General features: G+C 52.4%; 25 protein-coding genes. 13 read left to right on the top strand and 12 right to left on the bottom strand.

The features are described 5' to 3' along the window. The first annotated feature begins 13 nt into the window (after positions 1-13). From AWU82_RS05725 to AWU82_RS05700, 6 genes are all read left to right on the top strand, one after another. Complete coding sequence (locus tag AWU82_RS05725; RefSeq protein WP_190241546.1) at positions 14-442, top strand: hypothetical protein; 429 nt, start codon at positions 14-16, stop codon at positions 440-442. Positions 443-894: 452 nt separating this feature from the next. Continuing rightward, on the top strand, positions 895-1146 hold the full coding sequence (locus AWU82_RS05720; protein WP_190241545.1) for a hypothetical protein: 252 nt from the start codon (positions 895-897) through the stop codon (positions 1144-1146). A gap of 1536 nt (positions 1147-2682) precedes the next feature. Beyond that, positions 2683-2895 (top strand): hypothetical protein, encoded by a 213-nt coding sequence (locus AWU82_RS05715; protein ID WP_190241544.1) that lies wholly within the window; start codon positions 2683-2685, stop codon positions 2893-2895. A gap of 4608 nt (positions 2896-7503) precedes the next feature. Then, positions 7504-8163, top strand: a complete 660-nt coding sequence (locus AWU82_RS05710; protein ID WP_064380973.1) for a gluzincin family metallopeptidase — start codon at positions 7504-7506, stop codon at positions 8161-8163. Between the two features lie 166 nt (positions 8164-8329). Then, positions 8330-8917, top strand: a complete 588-nt coding sequence (locus AWU82_RS05705) for a hypothetical protein (protein ID WP_064380971.1) — start codon at positions 8330-8332, stop codon at positions 8915-8917. Between the two features lie 141 nt (positions 8918-9058). Next, complete coding sequence (locus tag AWU82_RS05700; protein ID WP_190241543.1) at positions 9059-9439, top strand: hypothetical protein; 381 nt, start codon at positions 9059-9061, stop codon at positions 9437-9439. A gap of 200 nt (positions 9440-9639) precedes the next feature. On the opposite strand, the gene AWU82_RS05695 is transcribed toward AWU82_RS05700, so the two are convergent. The 3 genes from AWU82_RS05695 to AWU82_RS05685 form a co-directional block, all read right to left on the bottom strand. Further along, entirely contained in the window at positions 9640-11289 is a 1650-nt protein-coding gene (locus tag AWU82_RS05695; RefSeq protein WP_064380969.1) for a hypothetical protein, read from the bottom strand. Between the two features lie 132 nt (positions 11290-11421). Further along, positions 11422-12768, bottom strand: coding sequence for a hypothetical protein (locus AWU82_RS05690; RefSeq protein ID WP_190241542.1), 1347 nt, complete (start codon positions 12766-12768; stop codon positions 11422-11424). Positions 12769-12935: 167 nt separating this feature from the next. Further along, positions 12936-14009 carry a ParA family protein gene (locus AWU82_RS05685; protein ID WP_190241541.1) on the bottom strand — a complete coding sequence of 358 codons (1074 nt, stop codon included), beginning with the start codon at positions 14007-14009 and terminating at the stop codon, positions 12936-12938. A gap of 42 nt (positions 14010-14051) precedes the next feature. Between AWU82_RS05685 and AWU82_RS05680 the strand changes: the two genes are divergently transcribed. Then, a complete protein-coding gene (locus tag AWU82_RS05680; protein ID WP_190241540.1) occupies positions 14052-14348 on the top strand; it encodes a hypothetical protein in 297 nt (98 codons plus the stop codon). 332 nt (positions 14349-14680) lie between these two features. Beyond that, positions 14681-15040: a DUF6124 family protein gene (locus AWU82_RS05675; RefSeq protein ID WP_064380967.1), complete on the top strand. Its 360-nt coding sequence runs from the start codon at positions 14681-14683 to the stop codon at positions 15038-15040. 103 nt (positions 15041-15143) lie between these two features. Here AWU82_RS05675 and AWU82_RS05670 read toward each other — a convergent pair whose 3' ends face one another. Then, complete coding sequence (locus AWU82_RS05670) at positions 15144-15548, bottom strand: DUF7079 family protein (protein ID WP_064380966.1); 405 nt, start codon at positions 15546-15548, stop codon at positions 15144-15146. Between the two features lie 142 nt (positions 15549-15690). Further along, the gene (locus AWU82_RS05665) at positions 15691-16356 is read right to left on the bottom strand and encodes a TIGR02466 family protein (RefSeq protein ID WP_064380964.1); all 666 of its coding nucleotides are present in this window, start codon (positions 16354-16356) and stop codon (positions 15691-15693) included. Between the two features lie 186 nt (positions 16357-16542). On the opposite strand from AWU82_RS05665, the gene AWU82_RS05660 reads away from it, so the two are divergent. Continuing rightward, positions 16543-16752 carry a hypothetical protein gene (locus AWU82_RS05660; protein ID WP_064380963.1) on the top strand — a complete coding sequence of 70 codons (210 nt, stop codon included), beginning with the start codon at positions 16543-16545 and terminating at the stop codon, positions 16750-16752. Positions 16753-16755: 3 nt separating this feature from the next. On the opposite strand, the gene AWU82_RS05655 is transcribed toward AWU82_RS05660, so the two are convergent. From AWU82_RS05655 to AWU82_RS05630, 6 genes are all read right to left on the bottom strand, one after another. After that, entirely contained in the window at positions 16756-17547 is a 792-nt protein-coding gene (locus AWU82_RS05655) for a transporter substrate-binding domain-containing protein (protein ID WP_190241539.1), read from the bottom strand. Positions 17548-17606: 59 nt separating this feature from the next. Continuing rightward, positions 17607-18470 (bottom strand): copper homeostasis membrane protein CopD, encoded by an 864-nt coding sequence (gene copD, locus AWU82_RS05650; RefSeq protein WP_064380960.1) that lies wholly within the window; start codon positions 18468-18470, stop codon positions 17607-17609. Positions 18471-18473: 3 nt separating this feature from the next. After that, a complete protein-coding gene (copC, locus tag AWU82_RS05645; protein WP_064380958.1) occupies positions 18474-18848 on the bottom strand; it encodes a copper homeostasis periplasmic binding protein CopC in 375 nt (124 codons plus the stop codon). Between the two features lie 31 nt (positions 18849-18879). Then, positions 18880-19770 (bottom strand): copper resistance protein B, encoded by an 891-nt coding sequence (locus AWU82_RS05640; RefSeq protein ID WP_064380957.1) that lies wholly within the window; start codon positions 19768-19770, stop codon positions 18880-18882. A gap of 11 nt (positions 19771-19781) precedes the next feature. Beyond that, positions 19782-21485 carry a copper resistance system multicopper oxidase gene (locus AWU82_RS05635; protein ID WP_064380955.1) on the bottom strand — a complete coding sequence of 568 codons (1704 nt, stop codon included), beginning with the start codon at positions 21483-21485 and terminating at the stop codon, positions 19782-19784. Between the two features lie 95 nt (positions 21486-21580). Continuing rightward, on the bottom strand, positions 21581-22063 hold the full coding sequence (locus AWU82_RS05630) for a hypothetical protein (protein ID WP_045121792.1): 483 nt from the start codon (positions 22061-22063) through the stop codon (positions 21581-21583). A 165-nt stretch (positions 22064-22228) separates the two neighbouring features. Between AWU82_RS05630 and AWU82_RS05625 the strand changes: the two genes are divergently transcribed. From AWU82_RS05625 to AWU82_RS05610, 4 genes are all read left to right on the top strand, one after another. Continuing rightward, positions 22229-22888: a ribonuclease T2 gene (locus AWU82_RS05625; protein WP_064380953.1), complete on the top strand. Its 660-nt coding sequence runs from the start codon at positions 22229-22231 to the stop codon at positions 22886-22888. Positions 22889-23026: 138 nt separating this feature from the next. Next, complete coding sequence (locus AWU82_RS05620) at positions 23027-23524, top strand: PAAR domain-containing protein (RefSeq protein ID WP_011335137.1); 498 nt, start codon at positions 23027-23029, stop codon at positions 23522-23524. A 3-nt stretch (positions 23525-23527) separates the two neighbouring features. Further along, positions 23528-24256 carry an alpha/beta hydrolase gene (locus AWU82_RS05615; protein ID WP_064380951.1) on the top strand — a complete coding sequence of 243 codons (729 nt, stop codon included), beginning with the start codon at positions 23528-23530 and terminating at the stop codon, positions 24254-24256. 113 nt (positions 24257-24369) lie between these two features. Further along, complete coding sequence (locus AWU82_RS05610; RefSeq protein WP_223290674.1) at positions 24370-24774, top strand: hypothetical protein; 405 nt, start codon at positions 24370-24372, stop codon at positions 24772-24774. 21 nt (positions 24775-24795) lie between these two features. Here AWU82_RS05610 and AWU82_RS05605 read toward each other — a convergent pair whose 3' ends face one another. Further along, complete coding sequence (locus AWU82_RS05605; RefSeq protein WP_064380948.1) at positions 24796-25653, bottom strand: LysR substrate-binding domain-containing protein; 858 nt, start codon at positions 25651-25653, stop codon at positions 24796-24798. Between the last annotated feature and the right edge of the window lie 19 nt (positions 25654-25672).

The raw sequence follows: 25672 nt of genomic DNA, 5'->3' as shown, positions 1-25672 counted from the left end.
TGACCATACGCTAATGCTTGTCTCCGATGACCTGCCGACCAACCGCAATCTGCTGCAGACCCGGCGCAAGCTGTTCGATCATGCTGAAAATGCGCAGCCACGCGCAGACCGCCATCTGGCGGTGAGCAAGCCGGTAGCGTTGCTTAAGCTGGGTGCCTTGGGCCAGGAGCGGATTCTGCTGATTAGTTCTTCGCTATCGGATCGAAGAACGCTCAAGCTATTCGCTGATGCACGAAAGTGGCCAATCGGCGCAGATCTGGTGATGAGCAAGGTGTTGGCATTGCTGAAGCAGCGTGCGTTGGCTCAGGAACGGATTCGGCTGTTTGCTTCTTCGATGTCCGAAGAAGAAAGCCAAGGTATTCGCAACTCGACACTCAGTGGCCAATCGGTGCAATTCTTCATGCGCGGTCGGCGGCGACTACCGCAGCGCACGCCTGGATGAATCCGATCTGGAAGACCGCAGTTTGCTCAACGGATCGCCCAGCCTGCGCAATCAGGGTCAGACCGTTCAACTCGACAGCCTGGGCCGATCAGGGCCTTACTCAATGCGGTTGCCGCTGTTGTTGCTCGCAGCGTACGCCGGGAGGAATCCGATCTGGCTGTTCTCGGCCTGCCGTTGACGGCTCGCATTGCCTGCACACCGATGGCTACACCGTTCGACTTCGAAGACCTGTGGCTGAGTCACGATTAGCTAGGCCTGCTGTTGCTCAAACTGTTGTTGCTCGCCGCGTGCGCAGCGAAGCATGGCTGAATGTTCTGCAATGCCATGGCTGCTGGCATTGTACGAAACCGAGCGACGACTGTGACGTCGATCACCTGTGGCTGCGTCCCGAGCAGCAATGACGCCTGCATCTACTACAATCATGACAATGCCCTGGCCAGAAGCAGCGAAGCATGTCGAAGAGCCGCTGGATGCCTACGAGTAGGCCTTGGAACGACAACCGCGATCTACACTCGGCGCTAATCAACATGGCGCTGAGGGAAATGACGCTCGCGCAAACTGAAAATCGTCCCAACGCCCTGGCCAGAACCGGCAAGATAGAACCGGCGCTGCAAAACCTACCAGCAGGCCATGAACCACCGCCAACGACCGATCTGCCCCCAGCGCTCAAAAGCGAAACAAAGAGCGAGTCGAAAACCGGCTGAATCAGAAAGCGAACCGCCGCCGACCACCCCGCCGATGCCGCATGACAAACCAGCTGCAGCAAAACCTACCGGGCAAGGAACCACCGACAGCAACCGCGCCGCTGCTAGCGCTCAAATGAGGACAACCTAGAACGAGACGCAACACCAGTGAGTCTGCAAGCGAATCGCTGCCCAACATCCCGCCGATGACCCGGTGCCAACGAGCTGCCGGACAGCAAATTCGGGTAAGGAACAGCAACAACATCACGATGCTGCAAAACATTCGAGGACAACCTTGAACGCGAGCTATTGCTGCCCCTGCTGATCTGCATGGCTACCGCACAGATCGCCGAGATGACCGCCAGTGTGAATTGCTGTCGACGCAAATTCTGGTACGAGACAGTCGAACTCACACTCAGAATCCAACGATATCACGCAGTTCGATAAACCGGTTCTGACCGCTCGCTTGATGCCCCTGTTCGATCTGCACGGCCACCGCCGCAGGTCAACCGAGTTGAACACCAGTCTGGATCGAAGTCAACTGAACGCCACCAAGACGCTCGATCATCACCTTCCTATCCAAGCAGATCGGCACGCAGTTCGACAATCCCGACGCTGAAACTGCTTGAGCCACTGTTCGAGAGTCAGCCGATCACGCGGACAAGTCATCCAGTGCAACACCCGCAAAGAAAACAATGCCCGCCAACACACGCTGGATCATCGAAGTTAGCCTCGACCAAACAGAATGTGTAGCGTTGAAAGCCCAGGCCATCCTGAAACTGCGCGACGTCGACCAGTCAGTCGATCACTGTACAACTGATCGAGCAGCCTGACACCAGTGAAGATAACAGTCGCCCGCATCGAACAACTGGGCATCGATGCGCAGCCTACGAAAAAGACATCAATGTGTATGTGCAGGCCATGGCCTGATCCTGACGATGCGCATATACCATTTAGTCTCGCTGTACGACGACAGTTGCCTGACGCCATTGCACATCGCAGACGTGCAGCATCGAACAACTGGGCGATATCCAGCACCTACGAAAAACGACATCAACGCTGGGCGCCGATGCCGGGATAGATGATGCACGATGCGAGTTATCCGCAGCACAGCGGTTTGCTCACCATCAAACCGCAAACCGTTCACCGACCACAGCGATGCGTCGTGACTACCAGCCCTCAGCAGGACGCCTCAGCGAAAGCTGGAACCCGAAGCCGGAACAAACTCAGGTACGGCAACTCCCTGACCCGCAACTTGACCCTCAAGGTCAAACCCTTAGCCAGTTCACATACTGCCAGCCATGCGCCGTGGCTACCGAAGCCAACAGCCTGAGCCTGAGCGATAGCTGGATCAACCGGTACTGGAACACACTCAGAGCAGCGACTGCGGCCTGATCCGCAGTCGTGAACCTCAACGTCGAAGCGCTGGTGCCGAGTTCACAACGGCTCGATCGACCTGCCAACGATAGACATCGGTCTGCTGCAACTACTTCGAAGATCAACTGGTACTCAACAACCTGACGCAGCGCACCGCGGCATGTGGCGAACAATCCGTGAATGAAAGTCGAAACCCTGGTGCGCAACGCCGCAACCGCTCGAGCGACGCTGACAACGATAGACGTGGGCTGGTGGAAACTCAGCACCTTCGTTGATCACCTGCAACACACCTGCTTGCCGGCGCGCACTCTGCAAGTGGCGTACAACCCGAGCTGGCAACTCGACAATCCGGCGCGCAACGCACAACCGGCTCGAGCGCCGCCGACACCCTAGCCTTGTCGTCATCGAAACGCACCACCTTCGTTTTCGACTGCACCACCCTACTCGCCTGCGCCCTCTGATGCCTGGGCCCGCTAGCAACCGGAAATCCTGGCGCATAGCGCAAACCGGTTTGTGCCCTTGTCGCATCCTGCTCGATGATTTCAAACGCGCGCTGTACAGGCCAGACGACCCAGCATTGCCACCCGCCAGGATCTCTGACGCCTGAGCCCGACGAGTCAGACGGAAAACCGGGTTCAGGATATGGTTGCGCGGTTTGTGCCGTTGTCGCATGCGTTATCCGATGGTTGGATCGGCCCCGGCTGTACTCAGTCGACACCGGGAAACATTCACAGAGACAGCATCGACGATGGCGGCCGATTCACACGATTTCGACGTGCGGAGAACCGTCAGGATCCAATTGGGGATACTCAGTTGAAGCCTGATTTAGTCAAAACTAGAATCGTCACCGGCTTTGCTCTGTCAGAAACTGCTAAAGTCCACATATACAGCTTCGACGATGCCATCCGCTGCACCGATATCAGGTAAATTGAACCCATTTCAAAAACTCAAAGCCGATCCACATTCAACGCTTTATCGAAGTAGACGTGAAATCCAAAATCATCATACTGCGTCGGTCAGAACACTGCTGAATGACGAGTACTTCTTCAAATGCCAACCGCTGTCAACACCAGCTTAATTGAGCGCCGATTTCAAATACTCAACGCTGATGACCTGCATCGATGTATCCAAGGTAGACTGGGCAGTCCCAAATCATCATATCAATAGGTCAGGACAGTGGAATCAGTACTTTTCATAAACGCATCAAAGCCGCTTGTCAGCGCCGACTTAAAAGTAAGCACGGCTTGCTCATACCTCTCATGGTCATCAGCCCAACCAGGGCTCATCTGGGCCGAGCAAATGAAAATTAATAGTCATGCATTAAAGCCTCTTGATCGCGGGAAACAAATCCCATGTAGAACGACTTAACAGTAAGCATTGATTGCTCATTCACCTCAAGGTCATCGCACAACCAGGAATTAGCTGGGCGGAGCACATAAATCTTGACCGTTGCACAGAATTCATCAATATGAAACGAGTTCACTGAAGAACACTCAGCAGACCGGTTCTGTCAGGCAAGTGATCAAGGACCAGATGACTTTCAGGATTTAGAGCTGCGATAAAAATACAATCATCACGCTCGACATAATCAGCAATATGAAATAAGTTCAAGATCACACTCCATAACAACGTGCGGTCAGGGAAGCTAGCAGAGATTCCATATGACTTGTGTGCTTTCACAGCTATCATAAAACATCACATCACATTCTCAGCGCTATGACTAAAGCAAAAGCGTGCATTGACAGCTCAGAGTTCACATTTAATAACAACAGTGCAGACACGGCTCTACCAGCAAAGATTCCATTCCCTTGTTTCCGCGTTAACTACTATCGCTCATATATTTGCTCCGAAATGATTTCCAACGCTATCCCTAAAGATAAGACAGTCCTTGACTGCTCAGAGTTCTCATGTAATACCACAAATCCGAGAAACGGCTATTTGGGCAAATACCAGACACCACGTTACTTCGCGTTAACTACTGTGACAAATATATTTTATCGACGTATTCGATTTTCAACTCATCCCAGTGATAACGTCAGTCCAATACTGATCATATTAGGCATATAATATACAAATCTCCATGAAACTTGATTGTGTAGAAAGCACTGTACTACGCTCCCTTTACTATTTTTCTCAACTATAATAAGACAATAAGAGACTTATTCGGGCTGTTTTCATCGAATTAAATAAAGTCGTCCTGTTGTCAGCTTGGGCTAACCATATACACCTCGCAATGAAACTAGATAGGAAGAATGCATCGGTACTGGTCGCCCTGGACGATTGTTCATCAACTATAATTTCACAAAAAGAGACAAAAAGGGGCTGTTTTATTGAATCATATAAATCAACCCCGTTTTCAGTAGCTTCTGCATCTACGGAATAACTATAGGCAATCGATGCACTCAGCGCTAGTGGTCGCAGGTCCGACGTTAACTCATCCTGCTTGCTTTCCAACAATGTATGAATCAACATTGTTCTTGATGGTATCGAAAAATCGTTCAGTAGCTTCCACATCAACATACCTCACCGCTTGTCACATCCCACCCCTGGACTTAAAGCCACTTGGCAGTCAGTGCATAAGTTAACTAAAGCTGCTTGGTACCCAAGTATGTATGAATCTGACATGGAGTTAATCTTTGACAAATCGACCGTGCTCGACAATCGACATAACTCAGAGATGGATCGTATTTTACCATCTGCGACAGAAAACCCCTTGCGCAGTCAGTGCATAAGTAAAAAATTGCTTGGTCCCCGTATTGGACCCTGGTGTGGCAGACTAATACAAGTAGAGTTACGACCCTGCTGGACAATCGAATCATTCAGAAAACGATCGTATTTTACGATCCTGCCAAGAAAATTGCATCAAGTCATAATTAAATGTTGTTGTGTCTTGCTCACCTGCGTGTTACAGACTGATACAAATAGACTTACACCCTGCAACTACGTTTTTCAGAATTCGCGTTTTCTTGATCATTCACATGCAGCATGATTGCATAGTTATAATTTTGTTCTGAATTCCTACTCTCTTCCCCATAGGTCTCCACAAAAAACTCGGTCTAGATGTTCACCTCGTTTCATTAGCATTCTATTGTGAATTGCATCATACCAGATGGAGCATGATTCCACTATTGATAAGCTGATAAATCCGCATTCCATAATTTTTACATCTTCTGTGATCTCCACATGCCTACTTGGTCTCGATGTATTTCTCAACACATTCCACACCATAGTCAATTGCATCATACGACCGTGGGCTATTCCAATACTCCAGCAGCTGAATAATCCCTTGGTAGCTAATTTTTACATCTCTGCAGTGATCTCCTAATGCATCATTTTAACTGTGGATGGTCAACACTTTGTCACCAAGGTCACTTTCCATAAACGACCGTCGTCCCATAAAGCCGGACGCAAGTGTTATGAAGGTAAATAATATTTACACCACTGTCTCGTTTATGCTTATCAACATTACTCAACTTTGACTGCCACAAAGTTATCGGCAAACCCCATATTCATCGAGAAGATCATCGGCAATTTCAAACGGAAAATCCTTTATTGAATTGCAATCTAATAACGCCCCCCTTTCTCATTTATCTTGTCCACCTGACTCAACTAACAAATGCCAAAGACGATAATCTTCGTCTAACAGCCATATTCTTCAAGAACGATCTATCCGGCACATCTTCAAACTTTGAAAATAACTGACTTATTGAAAAAACAGTCTGATAACGCGCGCTTCCAATATCTTGCGAGCTGCTAGGCAATCTATTGGCAAAGACAATAATCTTCTGTCTCGACCAGCCCTACCTTAAAGACAAGCTTATCTGGAGCATATTCTTCAGCTTTGAACAGCCAGAAGACGTGACTATCGATCTCAATAAACATTACGAGAAAGTTCAACGTCTTGAAGCAGAGATTCTTTGTTTCAATGAAACCAGTTTAACTACATACGAAAAGAACTCTCAAAGGCAACTTATGTCCGATACATATTGATTCAGCATTGACTTGTTAGAAGATATGACCCTTATAAATCTTAATAATTTCAAGACTAAGCTATCCTAGAACAGACTGTGGTGCGCTTCCAATAAAAGGCTTTTGTGTCATTTCCCTTCTTAGCGAAATAGAAGCCGTTCAAGAAAAATATGTCCGAAACAAACAGATTCAATGACTTTTTGGAAATATTACCCTTATAAATCTTCATCATTTCAATCCTAAGCTATCCAGAACCGACTGTGGAGCGCTTCCCTAAAAGGCTTTTGTGTCATTTCCCTTCTTGGCGAAATAGGCGCCGTTCAAGAAAAAAAAAGTGCAAGATTATCTGGAACCGAAGGGTTTACGGAACTGGCCTGAACCAAGAATTGATATGGGTCCGGCAAAGGGGCGCCCTGGCCTCCAGCGATGACAGTACTCATGTAACCCACGACTGTACGAGGCGTAATAACTTCGTATAGCATACATTATACGAAGTTATACGATACCAAAATTACCTTTTTCCCAGGGGTCAACCTGAAAACGGAGTGAGGCACAGAAGGGGCGATTCGCTGGCCTTTCATGCGCGCATTTCTAACTCTCACGAAACACGCCTGAGCCGACGGTAGATAGTGCCAGGATTGGAGCCGAGAACCGCTGCTTAAAATTTGCTAACGCGGTCGGCAGAGAGGATGGGACAAGGAGGGGGAAGAACAGAGCTGGTACGCAACTGGTACGTGGGTTGGTGGCGAGGCGTTTGGGCCTTTATTTGCGGGAGGTAAAAGAAAGGTCAGTTCGATCCATCATGGGCGCGACGGAGAAACGGCGGGAGAGTGGGGCGGGTGTGGCGGTGATTGGGGGCATTGGGGGTACGGAATCGGTGTGGCTGGGAGGTGGGGGAGTTTATCAGGAATGACCGGTCGGGCTCAGTGATATCCGGCGGAAATACAACCTCATCAAGTGTGGGATTAAGCAAGACAGCCATGAAATGGACTGATAGCATCGGGCTATCAATAAAAGTGAGGAAGGGATCCCATGCTGAAAAAACTCGCATCATCTGTTCTCGTCGCCGGCACCCTGCTTGCCTCCGCCCAAGGGGCTTTCGCCGAAGAAAAGCTGTTCAAGAACTACGTCTACCAAACCCCACTCGCAAAATTCACCGAAGCGGCCGGGTACTACGACTGCTCCGAAGACGTCGGCGGAACTGCGAGGTGCATCGACGATGTGGATTTCCTGGAAGAGAAATTCACCGTCGCGCTGATCTTCTCCGGTGACAAGCTGATGATGGTTTCACTCATCAGCCCGTTCGATCAGAACCTGTACGTCAAAGCCATCGCGGGGCTTTCCAAATCATTCACGCTGGTTTCCATGAGCGATGAAAAGTCCATCCTGGATATGTTCGATACCGCGAGAAAGTCGAGAAGCACCGAAGAACTGACGACGAAGATTTCCAATTTTGAACAGGTTGGCCTGGCGTCGGGCAATCTGACTTATACGTTTCTTGAAGGGCTGAACGCTAAAGGGCAAACCACTGCTGTGAGTGCGTTGGCTGCTGCACCGGAGAATATTCGGTCCGCTGAGTTGGTGATGGCGGGGCAGGGTGCTGATTCGGGGATGATTATTCGGTTTACGTTTCCGCGATTAGAGGCGAATAAGATTTTGGCTGAGGTTAAGAAGCCGGTTGAGGCGTTTTGATTAGCTGATTACTATTTTTCAAGCTTTTAGTGATAAGAGGGTTGGGGAATTACCTTGCACTAAGATTTAGGTTGTGAAAAAAAACTATCCCAATTTTTTGCCGAAGCTCTCTCAGTGTGAATCTGAGAGAGCCATGTTGGGAGAACAATATTTGTATGGGGGTTAAATGAAGAGTTCTGATGGTCGATGGGATTACTATCTGGTTTATATACTGGCCTTTTTTACTGTCTCATTGGTGATGGGGTTCCTAGTCGCAATCGGAGCCAAACCCCTTGAGGCTTGGTTTCAGGGGGTTGCCACGGTGGCGGCGATGCTGGTTGGAATCGCGACCCTTGGTGTTCAAAGAAAGCACGCTCTTCAGGCTGAGAAAGAAAAGGATAGAGTTCAGCGCCAAGATGCAAGAAATGCCGTAATAGCGCTTAAAGATCATCAGCTGAAGTTGTTCAATCGGGTCACAAAATTGGGTGTCCTTGCTCCTACTCGTCGCGTACTGACCAAGGCTTCTACCCCTGAGGATCCTCACCTTTTCAATGAGCTTCAATCTAGTGCTGTGATGTTGAGAGATCTTCCCTTGACCTCTATGCATATTGAAATGATTCATTACGTTATTAACCTTAGGGAAAATTCCGTGGTTGGAGCTGCATGGGAGAAAAGTATCCAGGAAGATTTCACCCGGATCTCCACCGTTAAGCGCGAGGCTAGTATTTTTGTCGCTGAACTTGAAAAGTGGGATGAGGAGATTTACGGTCTTTAAATATGTTGGATTCAGTGTGGCCTGTGCTGTTTTTTAATCGATTCAGAAGACGGTGGGGTTATCTCTTTTTCTCCTTGGTTGTATATAAATATTTCTACTTTTTTTGTGTTCGGTTATTTGGTTGTGGATATCGGGAGATCTATGAGTTTTAAATCAAATTTTGAATCTCACTCAGTTGTGTTTGGGTTAAGTCTAATTGTTATCGGGTTTGGAGTAGGCTTTGCCTTTCGTGGCTATTTACCTGCAGCCCCCGCACTAGCGAAAGTAGTGGCTGCAACAACTAATAATTGTAATCTTCAGGGTGCAGGGGAACTGGCTAAAGGGCACAACGAAAGAATGCAGAAGTTGAGACAGTCCTTGGCGTTCTACGAAGAACAATCTTCATATTTCAGTAACACTCAGGCAGATCAGGAGCGGTACAAGGAAAGCGCAGCTCGGGTTCGACAAGATATCTCACAGGAAATAGATATTTTTAAATCGTCCGTATCGGCACTTTCTAAAGTATGTACTGAAGATGCCTAAAAACTCTCGTCGTTTGCTCAGTCTGTATGGCGAGCTAACGTCTTAAGTCTGTGTGTGTTTTGTGTGTTTTGTATGTTTTTGGAATAAAAAAAAGGGACAGATTTATTTGTTTAGCAAGAAGGGGGCGGTAAATAAATTCGTCCCCATTTTGTTGCTATTTTGTTTAATCCTATTGGATCATTCGAGAATAAATACATCGGCTAAAATTTTTTATTTACAAAGTCATCCGGAGAAAATCCCCACCACCTAGTAAAATGTCTATCAACCCAATCCTTAATTTCTTCATTGGAGAACTTGCTGGTGAGCCACAGGAAATCATAATCGAAAGGACCATCCTCGGTAATCCATTGGCGAGAAAATTGGTAAAAAGCCATCCAGGTATAAAACTGAGAGAAAGTGTCTTTTACGACTTCCTCGGACTTTCCTTCCTGACTGCGCGGATATATATCTCCATCCACGCCATCGCAAAAAAGCGATTGATTTCTAGCAAAGACAGACATGTTTTCTACAGATGCATTTTCACCAGCCATAAAAATTCCTGGCCAACAGAAAAATTCCGGTCTTGACACTTTCTCTTTTTGGAATTTTATAAACTTAGATGTCATTAGTCTGATAGGCATGTTTGCCGGGGCAAAACTAAATTGTTCTTCTTCTTTCATTAAGGTTTCGATGTTTTTATCTTGTGTTTCCCAAGTGCAAATCTCGGCCGAAATTTCGTGTGGTGATCTGCATCCAATAGCGTTCGCGAGAATGCCTGAAATTCTTATGTATTCGTCGCAAGAGTATTCATTAATCCCGTGTTTTAACTCGGGATGGATTTCATTTACAGCCTGACATAATCTATAAAATCTATATCCGGGGTTAACCGATTCGACAATACGCTCCATGTTGTTGATGTCAAATGGGAACCCTTGAGATGGATTGATTGCTACGTCAACCATTAAAAGGAATAAACCTACTACTGGAGATGCCACATTGGGCGGTCTTGGAATATCTAGGGCTTTGAGGAAGTCACTGAAGGCTAGGTAATACTCACCTTCAAGCATCCCCATTTTTTCAAATTCATCCCATCCAATATTATTCCCTGAGGCCAGATATAAGTATTGCATCTGGCAAAATCGTGCTTGGCCTTCATATAACTCAAGCACGCCTATCTTCGTTACATACAGCGGCGACCCGTGATAAAAGTTCTGCACTCGGCGCTGATGCAGGTCTTCATAATCCTGTTTCCAACTATTAATGTCTGGAGTGAACTTTAATCTATAGTGATCATCGAAAGGGGATGATATTACCGCCCATAGGTTTATAAGGGTTACAATGTTGCAATGCCCCCAGGACTCGAAAAAACTATTACGTTGAATCTGCTGAGCGTATTTTGAGTTGAACGCGATAAGCTTGAAAAACTCTATGTCATAAAAATTATTTAGCAGTTCATTTATAATGATAAATTCCCGTGATGTTGGGATGAATTCAGTGGCGTTAGCTTTGTTATATGAAATGATGGATTTTACGAGTCCGGTAGTCTTTGAGAACTCTGAAAGGAGTTGAGAGTTCATGTGCGTCTGGGTAGGATGTGACAAGGTAAGCGTAAAGCCCGACGTTGAGCCTATATGTTGCCACCAATGTATTGTCTCGTGAAAGTACGTAGAGAATGCTTGCAATGTATCGAAATCGACAGCACTTCCTACTCCTATATCATCAACTGCTCCTTCTAGTTTTAAATGGATGTCTCGTCTTAGCCTGATTACAAAATGCATCGGCACATATTGGCCTTTGGCGTTGTAGCAACTGGCTAGCCCTGTAACTCCTTCATCTACTGCATCCCCGTGCAGCAAATTATGCTTCAGCATCTTATTTCCTTAATTTTTTGAGGAGCAAAGGGGGCAGATTTATTTGTTTTGGATTTCTAGGTGTTAAATAAGTCTGTCTCCATTGCTACTGTTGTTTAGCGCCTGTGTGGCAGGCGCTAAAATTTAAGTTTGTTATGTTGCTGATTCTGTTTCGTCTAACCCAGTGAGTAAATCATCTGAGAAATCTAGAATTGGATGTGGGATGTCAGATAGTATAGATTCACGATCGCAATGACGTAAGAAAAAATAAAGTGACGAGTCGATGATTTTTAAGAGCTTGCTTCCTCGATCATAGTCTACAAATGGTGGTTGGATTCTTTTGTTTATTTGGTGTTGAGTGATGTTATGTAGAAAAGCGCCAAGATCACCGGATCTTACATCGTCTGGTCTGTGGTGAACTTTTCGAATGCCTTCTAGTAAGGTGGATCGAGATAGACCTTGTTCAATATTGTCTAGATCAGTCTTTAAAAGAAGATGTATAAAGTAAAATGGAAAGGCTAAAGATGGCTTTCCACTTTGATTGCTTGTTTTTCGTGCGATGTCGACAAAGGATTCAAAATTACGGATGTGTCGTCCGCCATAGTCTCCAGCCTTCGTTGCTAGCGCTACAGTTAAATGGTCTTGGGTTATTGAAACTATTGATTCGGCAGTTTCTGTTATGCCCGCAGCAATACAGCATTGTTTGCAAAGCTCCTGCACAACGCCAACGCTGTCAAATGAAGATTTTATGAGTTTTTCTTGAATGTTACTAAAGTCAGCGTTTAGTAATCTTGAACCTTTTTCTATAAGTTTCTCGAAGTCTTCGTCTAGCCAAGGCTCAACGGGAACCTCAGTTACCCGATCCAGGAGGTCTCCATTAAATTGTACTAATCGATTTGCCTCTCGCCATATACCGAGTACGATGAAAATTACTCCGAGATCTTGGAATACTCGTAAGTCGTAGGCTAGCCTTTCCTGTACTTCTAAAGAGAGGTAGTGGAAGTTCTCAAGTACTATGAATTTTTCTATCCCCTTTTTTCTAAGTAGCTCAGATACGTCTTGGGCTAGTTCTAAGTTGTATTCGATATATAGTTCTTTTGATGTGTTGATTTGGGTCTGTTTGTCGCCTGTTCCGGCGCCGAAGTTTGCCTCACCCATGAATGGTACTTTTACTTTTACTCCTGCGTTTATGTTGGATGCGATTTCAAAGCTAAGTCCTTGTGTATCGCTTTCGAAATAAGTGATATTTGACTGTCTTAGGATTGAACGATAAATATCGATGGCTTGGGTTTGCGGGGAACATTCAACTTTTACGTATTCCCTAGGGTTTAGATGTTTGAGGGTAAGAGATGTTTTTCCTTGTTTTGAAGATCCATAAACTATTACTTGATTTTTATCTTTTAAAGCTGCGCTAAAAAGTTCGTCAACGCTGGGTCTTTCTATATATGACTCAATAAGTTGACTTCGGACGCCAAAAACATCACTTGTTTTGTACTTCATGTGCAATCCTTTTTCTGAACAAAAGGGGACGAACAAAAGGGGACGGATTTATTTTTAAATTTCTAGCTGGTAAATAAATCTGTCCCTATTTGTCACCTATTTGTCAATTTTTCATTTCCATTTTTCTCTCGTTATCAGTTCGGAGGAAGCTGGAAACGAGGGTGGGGTCAAAGCATATTTATTAAACTGTCGACCGCGCTCTGACATTCTGCAACTCGAGCGCCGTTGATTTGAATGCTATGTCCGTGAACGTTGTAATAACCGCCAGTCAGTTGGGACAGTGGCCGCCCCAGATGAGCGGCTACTACCCCCGCTGTGTTGAAATCACGAAGTGCAACGGAGTAAAGATCTCGAAAGGTTTGAAGGTTTGTAGCCATGACGAGTCGCGGTGTGAAGAAGTGAGGAGACGCTTGATACTGCCGAAATAGTGCGTCGGCAGTGGCATCGGAGAGCGCTGCGAAAGCACTTGCTGCTCCTTCGTACTGTGTAAGCCTATTACCCACGATGGTATGAATTTTTGGGACCACCATGCCAAAACCTGCTGCTCTTACGGCGAATGTCCACGCGCCATAGATAGGATGTGGTGGCTGTTGCCCGTGAAGAAGAATGAACAGCGCGTTTGCTGCAACACGGGAAGAGTCATCCGCATTGACGGGAACGATTAGCTTATCGCCAGCTGAAATGGCTAACTCTGTGTAAATCGAAAAACTTGGGTTGGTGTCAATAAACACTGTGAGGTCGGAGTCTGGTTCTCTGGCTGCGAACGAGTCTATTAGTGACCTGAAGATTAGATGCACCCAACGCCATGGCTGGCTTGCTGGAGTGAGCGCTGGTGCATTGGCTGCTCCCGTTACTGCGGGTGACATAGGTTCGAGGTTTCCATCACCACAAAGCAGTGCAAGATTATCTGGAACCGAAGGGTTTACGGAACTGGCCTGAACCAAGAATTGATATGGGTCCGGCAAAGGGGCGCCCTGGCCTCCAGCGATGACAGTACTCATGTAACCCACGACTGTACGAGGGGTCGCCTCAGTACAGAGATTCAGAACATGGTTTTCCCCGTCTTCCCCACCCCCTAAAATCATCATGCTCGAATTGGACTGAGGGCAGAGGTCAATAACGAGTACGCGCTTTTCAGGGTGCCTTTCTGCGTAACGAGTAGCCGCATGAAAAGCGATCGTGCTCTTTCCTACACCGCCTTTGTTGTTCCATATGACGTACCGTTCAATTGTTTGAGGCATACCAATGTCCTTTTGAAGTGTGAGGCTTATAGGTGGTGTAGCATGCTCACGGTTTCGCTGGAGGAACACAACCACGCTAGAACATTTTCAAGTAAAACAACGCAAAAAAAAGGTACTGCGGCGAAGCTAGTCAGAGCTGCATCCGCTTGGCACGGTTTTGAATGGGGGGACGAGAATGGTATGGGCCCAATTCAATATGCCTTAAAGGCCCTTTTTTCAATGGTCTTAGAGAAAACCATTCCAATCCATCACTGGTCAGACAGAGATGCCGCGGTAGATACGGCGTCTAGTAAGCACAAGAACTGGGGCTGTTTTAAACCTAAAAACTCACTCGTTTAAATGACTCACTCTCTCGTCATCCAGGCCCTACACAACCTTGCGCCACCCCCTACACCTAAGACAGAATCCGCCGGCTTGTGCGTCTAGCCCCAGGCTTTTATCGTTCTCGGGTCACTGAAAACCAGTGATCGGGTTTGGTAGCCCGTGTGTTAGATGTACAACGTCACCGTCTCCGGTCGTGCTTTCGATCGGGGGTCTATGGTGGTCATGTACAGGGCGTCTTCAGGCGCGCCGGCTCCTAACACCCGGTCTACCAACCTGTTCATGGCCGCCACCCTTCGTTTGGTAGCGAAAGGGTGAAGCCTTCACTAAAAGTGTTAGGAGTTTCATCCATGTTCAAACCAACACCCAACCCACCAGAAACCGATCCAGTCTCCCCCTACAAATTCCCCGATTCACGAACCCTGAACGAAGCCGCCGAGCGCGCCCTCGATCACTACCTCACCCCACAGCAACGGATCATGGGCAGCCACACCCCACGCGACCCGATGTACTTCGCCAACCCGGCCTACGACACCGAATCCCTGCTCGCCAACGCCAGCGAGTCCCTGGGATCAGCCTCCGAAATGCTCAACAACTTCGCCGCCACCCTGGAACCCGCCCACCGTAAAACCGCCATCGGCATTGCGCAGTTGGTGATGTTGGGGTCTTTGGCGGTGAATCAGGCGCTGGATAACGTCGAGCTGAAGTAGATCGTTGCGACCCTCTGCGGCAGACGGGCAGCTTGCTGTCGCGGAGGGTTCGTCACCCGTGCGATGAAGGGAAGGACAGTAGAGAATGTGCGCATAGCGCTGATTATTTTGGATAGTGCCTGGAGATTTCTTTCCATATGTATCTGTATCGGAACTCAAGCCAACGTATCAGCAGTTTGTCTATTAGGCGTCGATAACGACTGCGCTCTCGGGCCTTCTGATTTTCCCTGATGTCAGACGTTAGTTGTTCAAGGTTGAAAGCAGACCAGATCATCGGGATCACTGTCTCAAGGTTCGAATGGCAGACAGGGGCGACTTCCTCGTAGAGAATTCGCTTTATCTCTTGCGGGTCGTAATCTTCGGTCTGGCACGCGATGGATTCGTAGTTGACCTCGTTGTCTACAAACGCGTCGGACAGTGCCCAATAGACGTGGGAGCGCTCTTTCTCAGTCGCTAACGCCCAATCGCGCTTGGTGGAAGATGTCTTCCGAGTGGTTGGTTCAGCCATTTTTGACGTCCTGTCATGCGATGGTGTCAGCCTTGCTTCCAAGGGCGACCGGGAATGTAGCTTTCAAAACGCACCAAAAAACGAGATTGAATTGATTTGTTCTGAAGCTTAGAACCGTAAGCAACTTATCAACTCTGGAATCTCAAGCACCAAAATTAAACGCAATCGAAATCCTTGGTCTCGTCCCTTCAAACCGTCGAACCGAATGCATCAACCAAGACGGAAACATGATGAAGGTGCCGCTGCTGGCGGCGCAGGTGCTGCTGAAGCCGGCGGTGATGCAGTCTTCGACGCGCATTCGCAGTGCGGGGTTGTAGGTGGAGGCGACCATGCCGCGTGGGTCGGCGAATTCCAGGTCGCCGCCGACGGTCGGGTCGTCTTCTCGGCCGCCGGCGTCCACCCAGTAGACGCCTGACCAGAAGGCGCCCGGATGTCCGTGGAGGGCGTTGCTGTGGCCTGCGGTATTCACGTTGGCCCAGGCGTTGAGTTTCCATTCGAAACTCGGTTCGGTCAGTCCGAATTGTTCGCTGTGCACTGCCGTCATTTGCACGGCGAACGCTTTGGCGAATGTCACCAAGGCGTCGCTGGCTTCTTCGCCCCATTCATGGAAGTCGTTCGCGGACTGCCAGCCGCCCTCGTTGCTGCGCTGGGCGCCGCTACGATCTTGCGCCATGCGGGTTGTGATGATGGTTTTCAGTTGGGAATTAAGTTTTGCAGCATCGGGATACTGGAGGCTGGCGAGGGGCGTTGTGAACAGCCGTCGAATCTTTATCAGGTCAGGATTTACCAACTGGCTGGTCGACGGCATTGCGGGTTCTCTGGGTTGCTCAAGTTGCAAAAAACTATACCGAGCGAACTGAAAAACCGATGTAAACCTTTGTGAAAGGCCGAACCTGAACCCACGCTGAAATCTCCGCAAGTTTCATCTTCCCGCCACCCGCACAGGCCTACGATCCCTCTACAAGATCCCGATCCCACCCGAGCGCCACACACCATGAACAACCCACTCAAAGCGCTGTTGATCGTCGCAACCGTCTCGGTTTTAAGCGCCTGTTCCGGTTCCGGTGGCCTGACGACCACCAGTTGTTTCTCCAGCGACTGTCAGTCGCCGGAGGCGCGTAACGTGAATACGTTGAAGTTCGGCGGGAGCAATATCGGCAACAGTTTCAACCAGTACAGCTCCGGTCTGATGCATGACGATTGAGGGTTACTGGGCCGCGGGTACGGCGATCCATTCGCTCAGGACTTTCTGGTATTTGCCGGTGACTTTGCTCAGGTGCAGCCACTGGTCGACGTAGAGTTTCCAGCTGATGTCGTCGCGCGGCAGCAGGTAGGCTTTTTCGCCGTATTGCATGAACTGGCTCGGGTTGACGGCGCACAGGCCGGGTTTGAGTTTTTGTTGGTAGAGGGCTTCGGAGGCGTCGGTGATCATCACGTCGGCCTTGTTGTCGAGCAGTTGTTCGAAGATGGTCACGTTGTCGTGCAACGCCAGTTGCGCCTTGGGCAGGAAGGCGTGGACGAAGGCTTCGTTGGTGCCGCCGGCGGGTTCGACCAGGCGCACGTTCGGCTGGTTGATCTGCTCGATGGTCTGGTATTTGGACTGGTCGGCGCAGCGCACCAGCGGGATCTTGCCGTCGACGTCGAGGGTGTTGCTGAAGAAGGCTTTTTTCTGGCGTTCGAGGGTCACCGAGATGCCGCCGACGCCGATGTCGCATTTGCCGGCCTGCATGTCCGACATCAGGGTTTTCCAGGTGGTCTGCACCCATTCGACCTTGACGCCGAGGCTGTCGGCCAGGGTTTGCGCCATGGCGATGTCGATGCCTTCGAATCCGCCGTCCGGGCGTTTGAAGGTGTAGGGCTTGTAGTCGCCGGTGGTGCAGACGCGCAACTGGCCCTGTTGCTGAATGGTGTCGAGGTGCGAGGCCGGTTCTTGTGCCTGGGCGGCGCCGGCCATGGCCAGCAGGCCGCAGAAGATCATCGTGCTTTTTGGAATTGTCATGGAGATCGGGCTTGTGCAGTGGGAGTGCGGGCCAGTGTAGTGAATGGGTTTGCCGGGTGTCATCCCGGTTCCGGGCTCAACGTGCCCAGCCACGCCACCAGTCCCACGATCAACAGCGCAATCACCAGCTCCGATGCCACGCTGCGGCGCAAGGCGTTGGCCGCCACTTGATGCTGCCCGGCGCGCAACGATTGTTCGAGCAACGGCCCGAGGTGGAAGCGGTTCAACGCGGCCAGCACCAGCATGCCCCCGAACAACATAACCTTGATCGCCAGCAGAATGCCGTAGGTGCCGAGCAGGACTTCGCCCAGTGTTGGGCCGACGATGAACAGGTAATTCGCCACGCCGGTGACCGAGAGGATGAGCACAATTGCCGCGCCGACGCCTTCGAAGCGTTTGACGGAATCCGCCAGCGAACGAATGCGCGCTTCGCTGCACAGTGCGTCGAGCCGCGCCATCAAGATCAACGCGAGCATGGCGCCCAGCCACGCACCCGCCGCGAGCAGGTGCAGGATGTCGCTGAGCAGATGCCACGCGTTATCCATCGCGCCGTGTCCGCTCCAGGCCAGGGAGGCGAGGGCGACGGCGCCGGCCATCGATGCCAGCCTTAATCCCGGCCAGATCACCACGGCGATCAGCGCAATCATACGCAGCGTCCACGCCAGCCCTACGTCGGTTTCCAGCACCATCATTTGCAGGTGCGGCCACAGCGCCGCGAACTCCGTTTCGCCACTCATGGCGCGGGTCATCAGCACCAGTCCCGCCACTGACAGCAGCGCCCCGATCAACGCCATCCCACGCAGCATCGGCCGAAACCGCAGCACCGCGTCAACGCTGTACAGCCCGAACAACGCCAGCCCGAACAACAGCAGCAAATCCACATACAACGCCAGACGCAGGAGGATGTTGATCAGTTCAGCCATCGCTCACTTCACTTTGAACGTGACGTTGCCGGTGATCGGGTGCGTGTCCGACGACACTGCGCGCCATTCGACCTTGTAGGTGCCGGCCGGCAGAGGCGAGAGCGGGGTGACCAGCATGGTTTTCGGGTCGCTGCCGGCGCTGACTTTGGCCTTCATCGGCATCGGCGAGTGGGCCATGCCGGGCATTTCGGTCATGACCAGTTTGGCGCCGGAGAATTGGGTCAGCAGATCCTCCGAAAACCGCAGTTCGATCTTGCCGGGCGCTGCGCCGTCGGCACCTTCGGCCGGGGTCGAGGACAGCAGTTTCGGATGGGCCTGGGCCAGGGTGCTCAGGAGCAAACCGCTGGCGAGGACGAGGGAGATTTTCAATGTGCGCATGCAAGACCTCGGTGTTGTTTTTTGATGGGATTCAGAACCACAGCCGCACGCCGAGGACGAGTCGCGCTTCGCTGCGATCCTCGCCTTCTTCCCGTGCGTAATCGGCGGTGTGGCCGTAGCTACGGTTCCAGGTCACGCCGATGTAGGGCGCGAATTCGCGGCGGATTTCATAGCGCAGGCGCAGCCCGGCTTCGGTGTTCGCGAGGCCCGAACCGATCCCGCGTTGCGGGTCGTTTTTGCCGTAGACGTTGAGTTCGGCGGTCGGCTGCAGGATCAGGCGATTGGTCAGCAGGATGTCGTAGTCGCCCTCCAGCCGCACCGCGCTCTGGCCGTTTTCGCCGAGGAACGCCGTGGCTTCGGCTTCGAAGTTGTACAGCGCCATCCCCTGCAGACCGAACGCGGCCCAGGTTTGTGGAGCGCCGGGTTTGAAGTCCTGGCGCACGCCGCTGACCACGTCCCACCACGGCGAAATCGCGTGGCCCCACAGCGCCTGGATTTCCGCGTCTTCGGTTTTGCCGTTGCTGCGTTCGCCCTCGGAGCGCAGCCACAGTCGATCGATGTCGCCGCCGATCCAGCCGGACAAATCCCAGGCCAGGGTGCTGGCGTCGTCGGCGTCCTGCCATTCGAGTTTGTCGGCGAGGAAGTAAGTGTTGATGGCGCTGTCGTGGACCTGATGCCCGGCGTGGCTGGTGAACACGGCAGCGCGGTCGGCGTCGGTCAGTGCCGGAATCGGCGTGCGGCTTTCGGTCGGCGCAGCGGGCTGCATCATGCCGTCGTCCATGCTTTGCATATCAGCCATCTGACTGTGATCCATGCCCTGCATATCAGCCATCTGGCTGTGGTCCATGCCCTGCATGTCGCTGGCGGCGAAGGCCGGGGCCATCGACAGGAGTGACAACGAAAACGCGGCAAATCGAGTCATGGTCGGCGTCCTCATTCTTCCACCCGCACTTCGCGGAACATGCCCATTTCCATGTGGTACAGGAGATGGCAGTGATAGGCCCAACGGCCGAGCGCGTCGGCGGTCACGCGGTAAGTGCGGCGGGTGCCGGGCGGCATGTCGATCGTGTGTTTGCGCACCTGGAAATTGCCGTTTTCGTCTTCCAGATCGCTCCACATGCCGTGCAGGTGGATGGGGTGGGTCATCATCGTGTCGTTGACCAGCACCAGGCGAATCCGCTCGCCGTACTTCAAGCGCAGCGGCTCGGCGTCGGAGAACTTGATGCCGTTGAACGACCAGGCGAATTTCTCCATGTGGCCGGTGAGGTGCAACTCGAGGGTGCGGCTCGGGTCGCGGCCGTCCGGGTCTTCGAACGTGCTGCGCAGGTCGGCGTAGGTCAGCACACGGCGACCGTTGTTGCGCAGGCCGAGGCCGGGGTCGTCGAGTTTCGCGGCGGTGGTCATGGCTTGCATGTCCACCAGCGGGTTGTCCTTTTCGCTGTCGGGGTGCGACTGCATCGGACCCATGTTCATGCTTGAGTGATCCATGGCGCTCATGTCCATCGAACCATGGTCCATGCCGCCCATACCCATGTCGTCCATGGTCACCAGCGGGCGTGGGTCCAGCGCCGGCACCGGAGCCGACAAACCGGCGCGGGCGGCGAGGGTTCCTCGGGCGTAGCCGGTGCGGTCCATGGCCTGGGCGAACAGGGTGTAGGCGTCGGCGGCGGGTTCGACGATCACGTCATACGTTTCCGCCACGGCGATGCGCAACTCGTCGACGCTGACCGGTTTGACGTGCAAGCCATCGGCGGCGACCACGGTCATTTTCAATCCGGGAATGCGCACGTCGAAGTAGCTCATGGCCGAGCCGTTGATCAGCCGCAGCCGCAGTTTTTCACCGGGGCGGAACAGGCCGGTCCAGTTGTCATCCGGGGCGTGGCCGTTCATCAGGAAGGTGTACGTGGCGCCGCTGACGTCGGCGATGTCGGTGGGATTCATCTTCATCTGCGCCCACATCGTGCGATCGGCGACGGTGGCGCCCCAGCCTTTTTCGCCGACGTCGTGGATGAAATCGCCGACGGTGCGTTTGTGGAAGTTGTAGTAGTCGGACTGTTTTTTCAGGGTCTTCATCAAGCTGGCCGGGTCTTCGTCGGTCCAGTCACTGAGCATCACCACGTAGTCGCGGTCGTAGTGGAACGGCTCCGGCTCCCGCGCGTCGATCACCAGCGGCCCGTAAACGCCGGCCTGCTCCTGCAAGCCGGAATGGCTGTGATACCAGTAGGTGCCGTGCTGGCGAACCTTGAACTGGTAGACGTACACGCCGCCCGGCTCGATGCCCTTGAAACTCAGGCCCGGCACGCCGTCCATGTTGGCCGGCAGCAGAATGCCGTGCCAGTGGATCGACGTGCTGTCCTTGAGCCGGTTGCGCACCCGCAGCGTCACCGTATCGCCCTCGCGCCAGCGCAGCAGCGGGCCGGGCAGGCTGCCGTTGATGGTCATCGCGGTGCGCGGCTGGCCGGTGAAGTTGACCGGGGTTTCGCCGATGAACAGCTCGAAGTCGGTGCCGCTCAGTTCATTTATCTGGCCGGGGCTGTTCAAGGCCCAGACCGGCGTGCGCCACAGGCCGAGGCCGCCGAGCAGACTGCCGGCGGCGAGGCCTTTGACGAAGGTGCGTCTTGAGGTGGTGGATGGCATGCGCTGGAAGTCCCCGTTTGACCAATGACGAGGAGGCTAACCAGCGGCAGCTTTCAGCTGGCTGAGGGGCGGATTACAGTTGTGTCAGGTTCAACCTACAAACCGAGCCCTTCCTGGACTACCAACAACAGGTTGTTTTCCGTCAACGCAATCGCATCCAGCTGTTGCCCGGTTTCGAGCGTCTGCAACCACCAATGGCTTTCACCGTGCTCATCGACCGTGCGCAGCAGCGATGCTTCGCGGCCCGGCAGGACGATTTGCACACGCCCGGAGCCGTCTTCGGTGAAGCGGGCGATGGGATCGAACGTCAGGCTGTGATGGTTGGCTTCGATGATCAACTGGTCGATGGCGTAGTCGTGGGTCTCGCCATCCGGCGAAGTTTCGCAAACATGGGTAGGATTTCGCCGAATCTTCAGTCCTACTTCGGTGACCGGTTGCAACCAGCCCTCGATGCGGTGATACAAGGCGTAGACCTGAGCCGGCCAGCAATCGATCTCCAGTTCGGCGCAGGTGATTTCGTCAGCATGGGTGTGCCGGGTTTGTTTGAGTTTCGCGGCGAGTTCGTCTGCTTTACTCATGTCGGTTCCCTGTGTTGAGTTCAACAACATCGTAGTCCTTTCAAAGTAATGCAGGTTTTGCCCTGCGTCATGCGTCTGCAACACAAGCGTGACTCAATCAGCCCCTGACCACGTGACGGTCAGACCACAGAAACCACGGACGCACGCGTCCCAAGGAACGGGAACATGAAAAAGCTTTTTACAATTATGGCGCTGATTGCGCTGACGGTCGGTAGCATCGGCCTGAGTTCGGCACGCCAGTCGTCTGCCAACAAGGCGGAATCGGTGGCGGGGGTGTTCGATTACTACCTGCTGACGTTGTCCTGGTCGCCGACCTTTTGCCTGACCCACAAGGACGACCCGCAATGCACCGGCAAGGGTTACGGTTTTGTCCTGCATGGCCTCTGGCCGCAATACGCCAAGGGCGGCTGGCCGGAATCCTGTCCGCCGCTGACTAACCTGTCGGCCGCCGAAACGGCCAAAGGCCTGACGCTGTTCCCGACCAAAAAACTGCTCGATCACGAATGGAGCAAACACGGCACCTGCAGCGGCCTCGGCGCGATGGGCTATCTGGACGAAGCGGACAAAGCGGTGGCGGCGGTGAACATCCCGCAAGAGTTGCAACCGTTCAGTAGCTCTTATTATTTTGAAGCGCAGGAAATTGCCAACCTGTTCCGCAGGAGCAATCCGGGCATCCCGTCAGACGGCATCGCCGTCATCTGCAACGGCCCGGAACTCTCGGAAGTGCGCGTGTGCATGGGCAAGGACCTGCAATTCGGCGCCTGCGGCAAGGGCGTGAAAACCCAGTGCCGGGCGGGGGATATCCGGGTGCCGCCGTCGCGATAACGCAATCGGTTACTGGCCATAAAAAACAGGCGCCTTTTCAGGCGCCTATTTTTTTGTAATCGGGTTTGATCAATGGAAGGACTTTGTTCATGCTGCGCGCCCCACGGATGATGACGCGATACTGCAAGGAGCTTTTTCATGAGCGGAAAACCCGCTGCCCGAGTGACCGACCCGACCGCTTGCCCATTGCCGGGGCATGGCACCAACCCGATTGTCAGCGGTTCGCCGAATGTGAATTTCGACGGGCTGCCCGCTGCACGAATGACCGACAAGTCGGCGTGCGGCAGCCCGATTACCGGTGGCGTTGCCTCGACGGTTTTTATCAATGGCCTGAACGCCGCCACCCTGGACAGCACCGGTGGGCATGGGAATGTGGTCATCGGTGGATCTGGCACCGTGATCATCGGCGATACCGTGGTGAACGCCCCTTTCAGCGGCCTGCTGCCAATGCCGGTGCACTTCACCGACAAGTTGCAGCTGGTGAACGACACCACCGGCGAACCGATGCCGAATCATCCGTACATGATTCAGCGCGCGGACGGTCGGATGGAGCACGGCGTGTCTGACGCCGCCGGTTTTACCCACACGATCAGTTCGCACCTTCCTGAAACCATCAAACTGTTTCTGGAGGAATGAGGCATGGGTGCGGAAACGGTTACGTGCGAGAAAGGCAACAATTACAAGCTGCACAAGGAACATACGCTGACGGACAAGAAGGATGTCAGTGTGAAGGCTGTGCCGGTGGAGAGTACCAAGGCGGTTGTTGTGTTTGTGGGAGGCGCTGGGGATAAGGAGAGTTACTACTTTTCAGGGCCATACAGAAATATCCGTTTTGCAAAGCTGAATCTTGATAGTCGTACAGAAACACTGAAGAGCGAGGGAAGATACAAGTCAGAATGGTTGGGTTACAACGAGGTCAGGGGAAAAAAGGATATTCAGAGACATGTTCTAAGCCTGATTCCCTACAAAAGTTGTCCTGTCTATATCGTTGGTCATAGCTTGGGCGGATGGAACGGTGCGCATCTGACAAAAATAATGTCGGAGTGGGGTTACAGAGTTCAAATGCTGATTACCCTTGACCCTGTAGGTGAAGGAGCTCTGGTGTGGCTGGGATCGGACATTTACCGTGAACGTCCCGAACCCGTTGCGGCAGACTGGATCAACATTAAAGCCACGCCTACTCAACGAGATCCTTCGGATGGGGTGGCTGACTTTGGTGAAAAGTGGCTGATTTCTTGTGGTCCTTCGCTGAACGCTAACGTAGATGCCAACCATGCCGACGCGTTGGGGCTGTTTACTGCGCGAATAGATGGCAATAAATCGGCCAGCGACTTGCTGCTTGAATCGATCATGGAGGAGTTCTCGTGAGGTATAAATTTCTTCTTTGCATGTTTCTGGTCATCTGCTCCGGGTGTGCAAAGGATCATGTAAAGCCTCCGGCAAATTTGATCTTTGTGTCTGTTGTAAGAGAACGAACGCTCTTGTACGACATTCGGTATCAATCGGACGTGGATGTTCTGGATCTTTTTGACCGAGGCGAACGTAAAGGAATGGCGTCGGGTACTCTTGAGTGCGCCTTGGGAGACGACGAAGACTTTGCGGTTGATAAATCAATGCAGTTTTCTGCCCTCGGTTTGATTACCTCGGACAAGGGGCAGGCGAACAAAACGGGATTTTCCTATCTGACCAGCGCGTTTTTGATCGAAACCTCTAGCGATAGAAGTACGGACAGAAATCTGTCAGCGGCCGAACTGAACCAACTCCTCTCAGGCAAACAACAAATCCCCTGCAAAGTCGTCGTCACCGCTTACGGCTACAAACCCTACTACTCAAACACCATGAACCTCCCGGTCGCCGACCTGCTGCGCGAAGTCAACAAGCCCTGAGCTCAGCGCCATTTGGGGGGATCAAGCGAATCCCCCCGCATCCACCCCCAATTCTCCGCGCAAAAACTCCACCAACCCCCGCTGCAATCCACTCAACACCCCCTCGCGGCTGACCAGCGCCAGCTCCGTCGGCGGCAGCGGCGGCAAGTCCGTGCACACCCGATGTTCCGGCAACACTGCCGAAGCCGGCAGCACTGAAACCCCGAGCCCTGAAGCCACCGCCGCCTGAATGCCGGTCAGGCTGTGGCTGCCGAAGGCCACGCGCCAGGGGCGTTGCGCCACGTCGAGCAGGCGGATTGCCCGTTGCCGGTAAAGGCAACCCTGGGGAAACAATGCCAGCGGCAGCACGCCAGTGGAGGCATCGAATTCCACGCCTTTGACCCAAACCAGTCGTTCCGGCCAGGTCGCCCAGGCGGGGCCGCTGTCGGGTTCGCGTTTGATCAGGGCGATGTCGATTTCGCCGCTGTCGAGGCGTTGGCGCAGGTCGAGGCTCATGCCGCTGACGGTTTCCAGTCGCGCTTGCGGGTGGCTGCGGGTGAAGCCGGCGAGGATCAGCGCCATGCGTCGGGCGTCGAAGTCTTCCGGCATGCCGATGCGCAGGATTTCCAGATCCAGGTCGCTGGCCAGGGCTTCGCTGGCCTCAGCGGACAAGGCCAGCAGACGGCGGGCGTAGTGAATCAGCAGTTCGCCGTGCTCGGTGACGCTGACGTTCAGCCCGGTGCGGTCGCGCAACAGCAGCGCGTGGCCGACCAGGTCTTCGAGTTTGCGTACCTGTTGGCTGACCGTGGATTGGGTGCGGTGGACGCGTTCGGCGGCGCGCGTGAAGCTGCCTTCATCGACCACGCAGATGAAGGTTTTCAGCAGTTCCAGATCCAGCATGGCGGCGGCCTCGATATTT

The sequence above is a fragment of the Pseudomonas glycinae genome (genome assembly GCF_001594225.2).
In the GTDB taxonomy this organism is placed as follows: Bacteria; Pseudomonadota; Gammaproteobacteria; order Pseudomonadales; family Pseudomonadaceae; genus Aquipseudomonas; species Aquipseudomonas glycinae.
Note: the sequence above shows the minus strand (reverse complement) of the source record. Positions and strands in the feature narration are given on the sequence as shown.

Bases quoted from the DNA above. Each gene is read 5' to 3' on its own strand.
- copC (WP_064380958.1), bottom strand. From the start codon at position 18,848: ATGCGCACATTGAAAATCTCCCTCGTCCTCGCCAGCGGTTTGCTCCTG.
- AWU82_RS05675 (WP_064380967.1), top strand. From the start codon at position 14,681: ATGTTCAAACCAACACCCAACCCACCAGAAACCGATCCAGTCTCCCCC.
- AWU82_RS05700 (WP_190241543.1), top strand. From the start codon at position 9,059: ATGAGTTTTAAATCAAATTTTGAATCTCACTCAGTTGTGTTTGGGTTA.
- AWU82_RS05685 (WP_190241541.1), bottom strand. From the start codon at position 14,009: ATGCCTCAAACAATTGAACGGTACGTCATATGGAACAACAAAGGCGGT.
- AWU82_RS05705 (WP_064380971.1), top strand. From the start codon at position 8,330: ATGAAGAGTTCTGATGGTCGATGGGATTACTATCTGGTTTATATACTG.
- AWU82_RS05680 (WP_190241540.1), top strand. From the start codon at position 14,052: ATGCTCACGGTTTCGCTGGAGGAACACAACCACGCTAGAACATTTTCA.
- AWU82_RS05665 (WP_064380964.1), bottom strand. From the start codon at position 16,356: ATGCCGTCGACCAGCCAGTTGGTAAATCCTGACCTGATAAAGATTCGA.
- AWU82_RS05635 (WP_064380955.1), bottom strand. From the start codon at position 21,485: ATGCCATCCACCACCTCAAGACGCACCTTCGTCAAAGGCCTCGCCGCC.
- AWU82_RS05670 (WP_064380966.1), bottom strand. From the start codon at position 15,548: ATGGCTGAACCAACCACTCGGAAGACATCTTCCACCAAGCGCGATTGG.
- AWU82_RS05695 (WP_064380969.1), bottom strand. From the start codon at position 11,289: ATGCTGAAGCATAATTTGCTGCACGGGGATGCAGTAGATGAAGGAGTT.
- AWU82_RS05605 (WP_064380948.1), bottom strand. From the start codon at position 25,653: ATGCTGGATCTGGAACTGCTGAAAACCTTCATCTGCGTGGTCGATGAA.
- AWU82_RS05625 (WP_064380953.1), top strand. From the start codon at position 22,229: ATGAAAAAGCTTTTTACAATTATGGCGCTGATTGCGCTGACGGTCGGT.
- AWU82_RS05660 (WP_064380963.1), top strand. From the start codon at position 16,543: ATGAACAACCCACTCAAAGCGCTGTTGATCGTCGCAACCGTCTCGGTT.
- AWU82_RS05690 (WP_190241542.1), bottom strand. From the start codon at position 12,768: ATGAAGTACAAAACAAGTGATGTTTTTGGCGTCCGAAGTCAACTTATT.
- copD (WP_064380960.1), bottom strand. From the start codon at position 18,470: ATGGCTGAACTGATCAACATCCTCCTGCGTCTGGCGTTGTATGTGGAT.
- AWU82_RS05640 (WP_064380957.1), bottom strand. From the start codon at position 19,770: ATGACTCGATTTGCCGCGTTTTCGTTGTCACTCCTGTCGATGGCCCCG.
- AWU82_RS05630 (WP_045121792.1), bottom strand. From the start codon at position 22,063: ATGAGTAAAGCAGACGAACTCGCCGCGAAACTCAAACAAACCCGGCAC.
- AWU82_RS05615 (WP_064380951.1), top strand. From the start codon at position 23,528: ATGGGTGCGGAAACGGTTACGTGCGAGAAAGGCAACAATTACAAGCTG.
- AWU82_RS05655 (WP_190241539.1), bottom strand. From the start codon at position 17,547: ATGACAATTCCAAAAAGCACGATGATCTTCTGCGGCCTGCTGGCCATG.
- AWU82_RS05715 (WP_190241544.1), top strand. From the start codon at position 2,683: ATGAAAGTCGAAACCCTGGTGCGCAACGCCGCAACCGCTCGAGCGACG.
- AWU82_RS05620 (WP_011335137.1), top strand. From the start codon at position 23,027: ATGAGCGGAAAACCCGCTGCCCGAGTGACCGACCCGACCGCTTGCCCA.
- AWU82_RS05725 (WP_190241546.1), top strand. From the start codon at position 14: ATGCTTGTCTCCGATGACCTGCCGACCAACCGCAATCTGCTGCAGACC.
- AWU82_RS05720 (WP_190241545.1), top strand. From the start codon at position 895: ATGTCGAAGAGCCGCTGGATGCCTACGAGTAGGCCTTGGAACGACAAC.
- AWU82_RS05710 (WP_064380973.1), top strand. From the start codon at position 7,504: ATGCTGAAAAAACTCGCATCATCTGTTCTCGTCGCCGGCACCCTGCTT.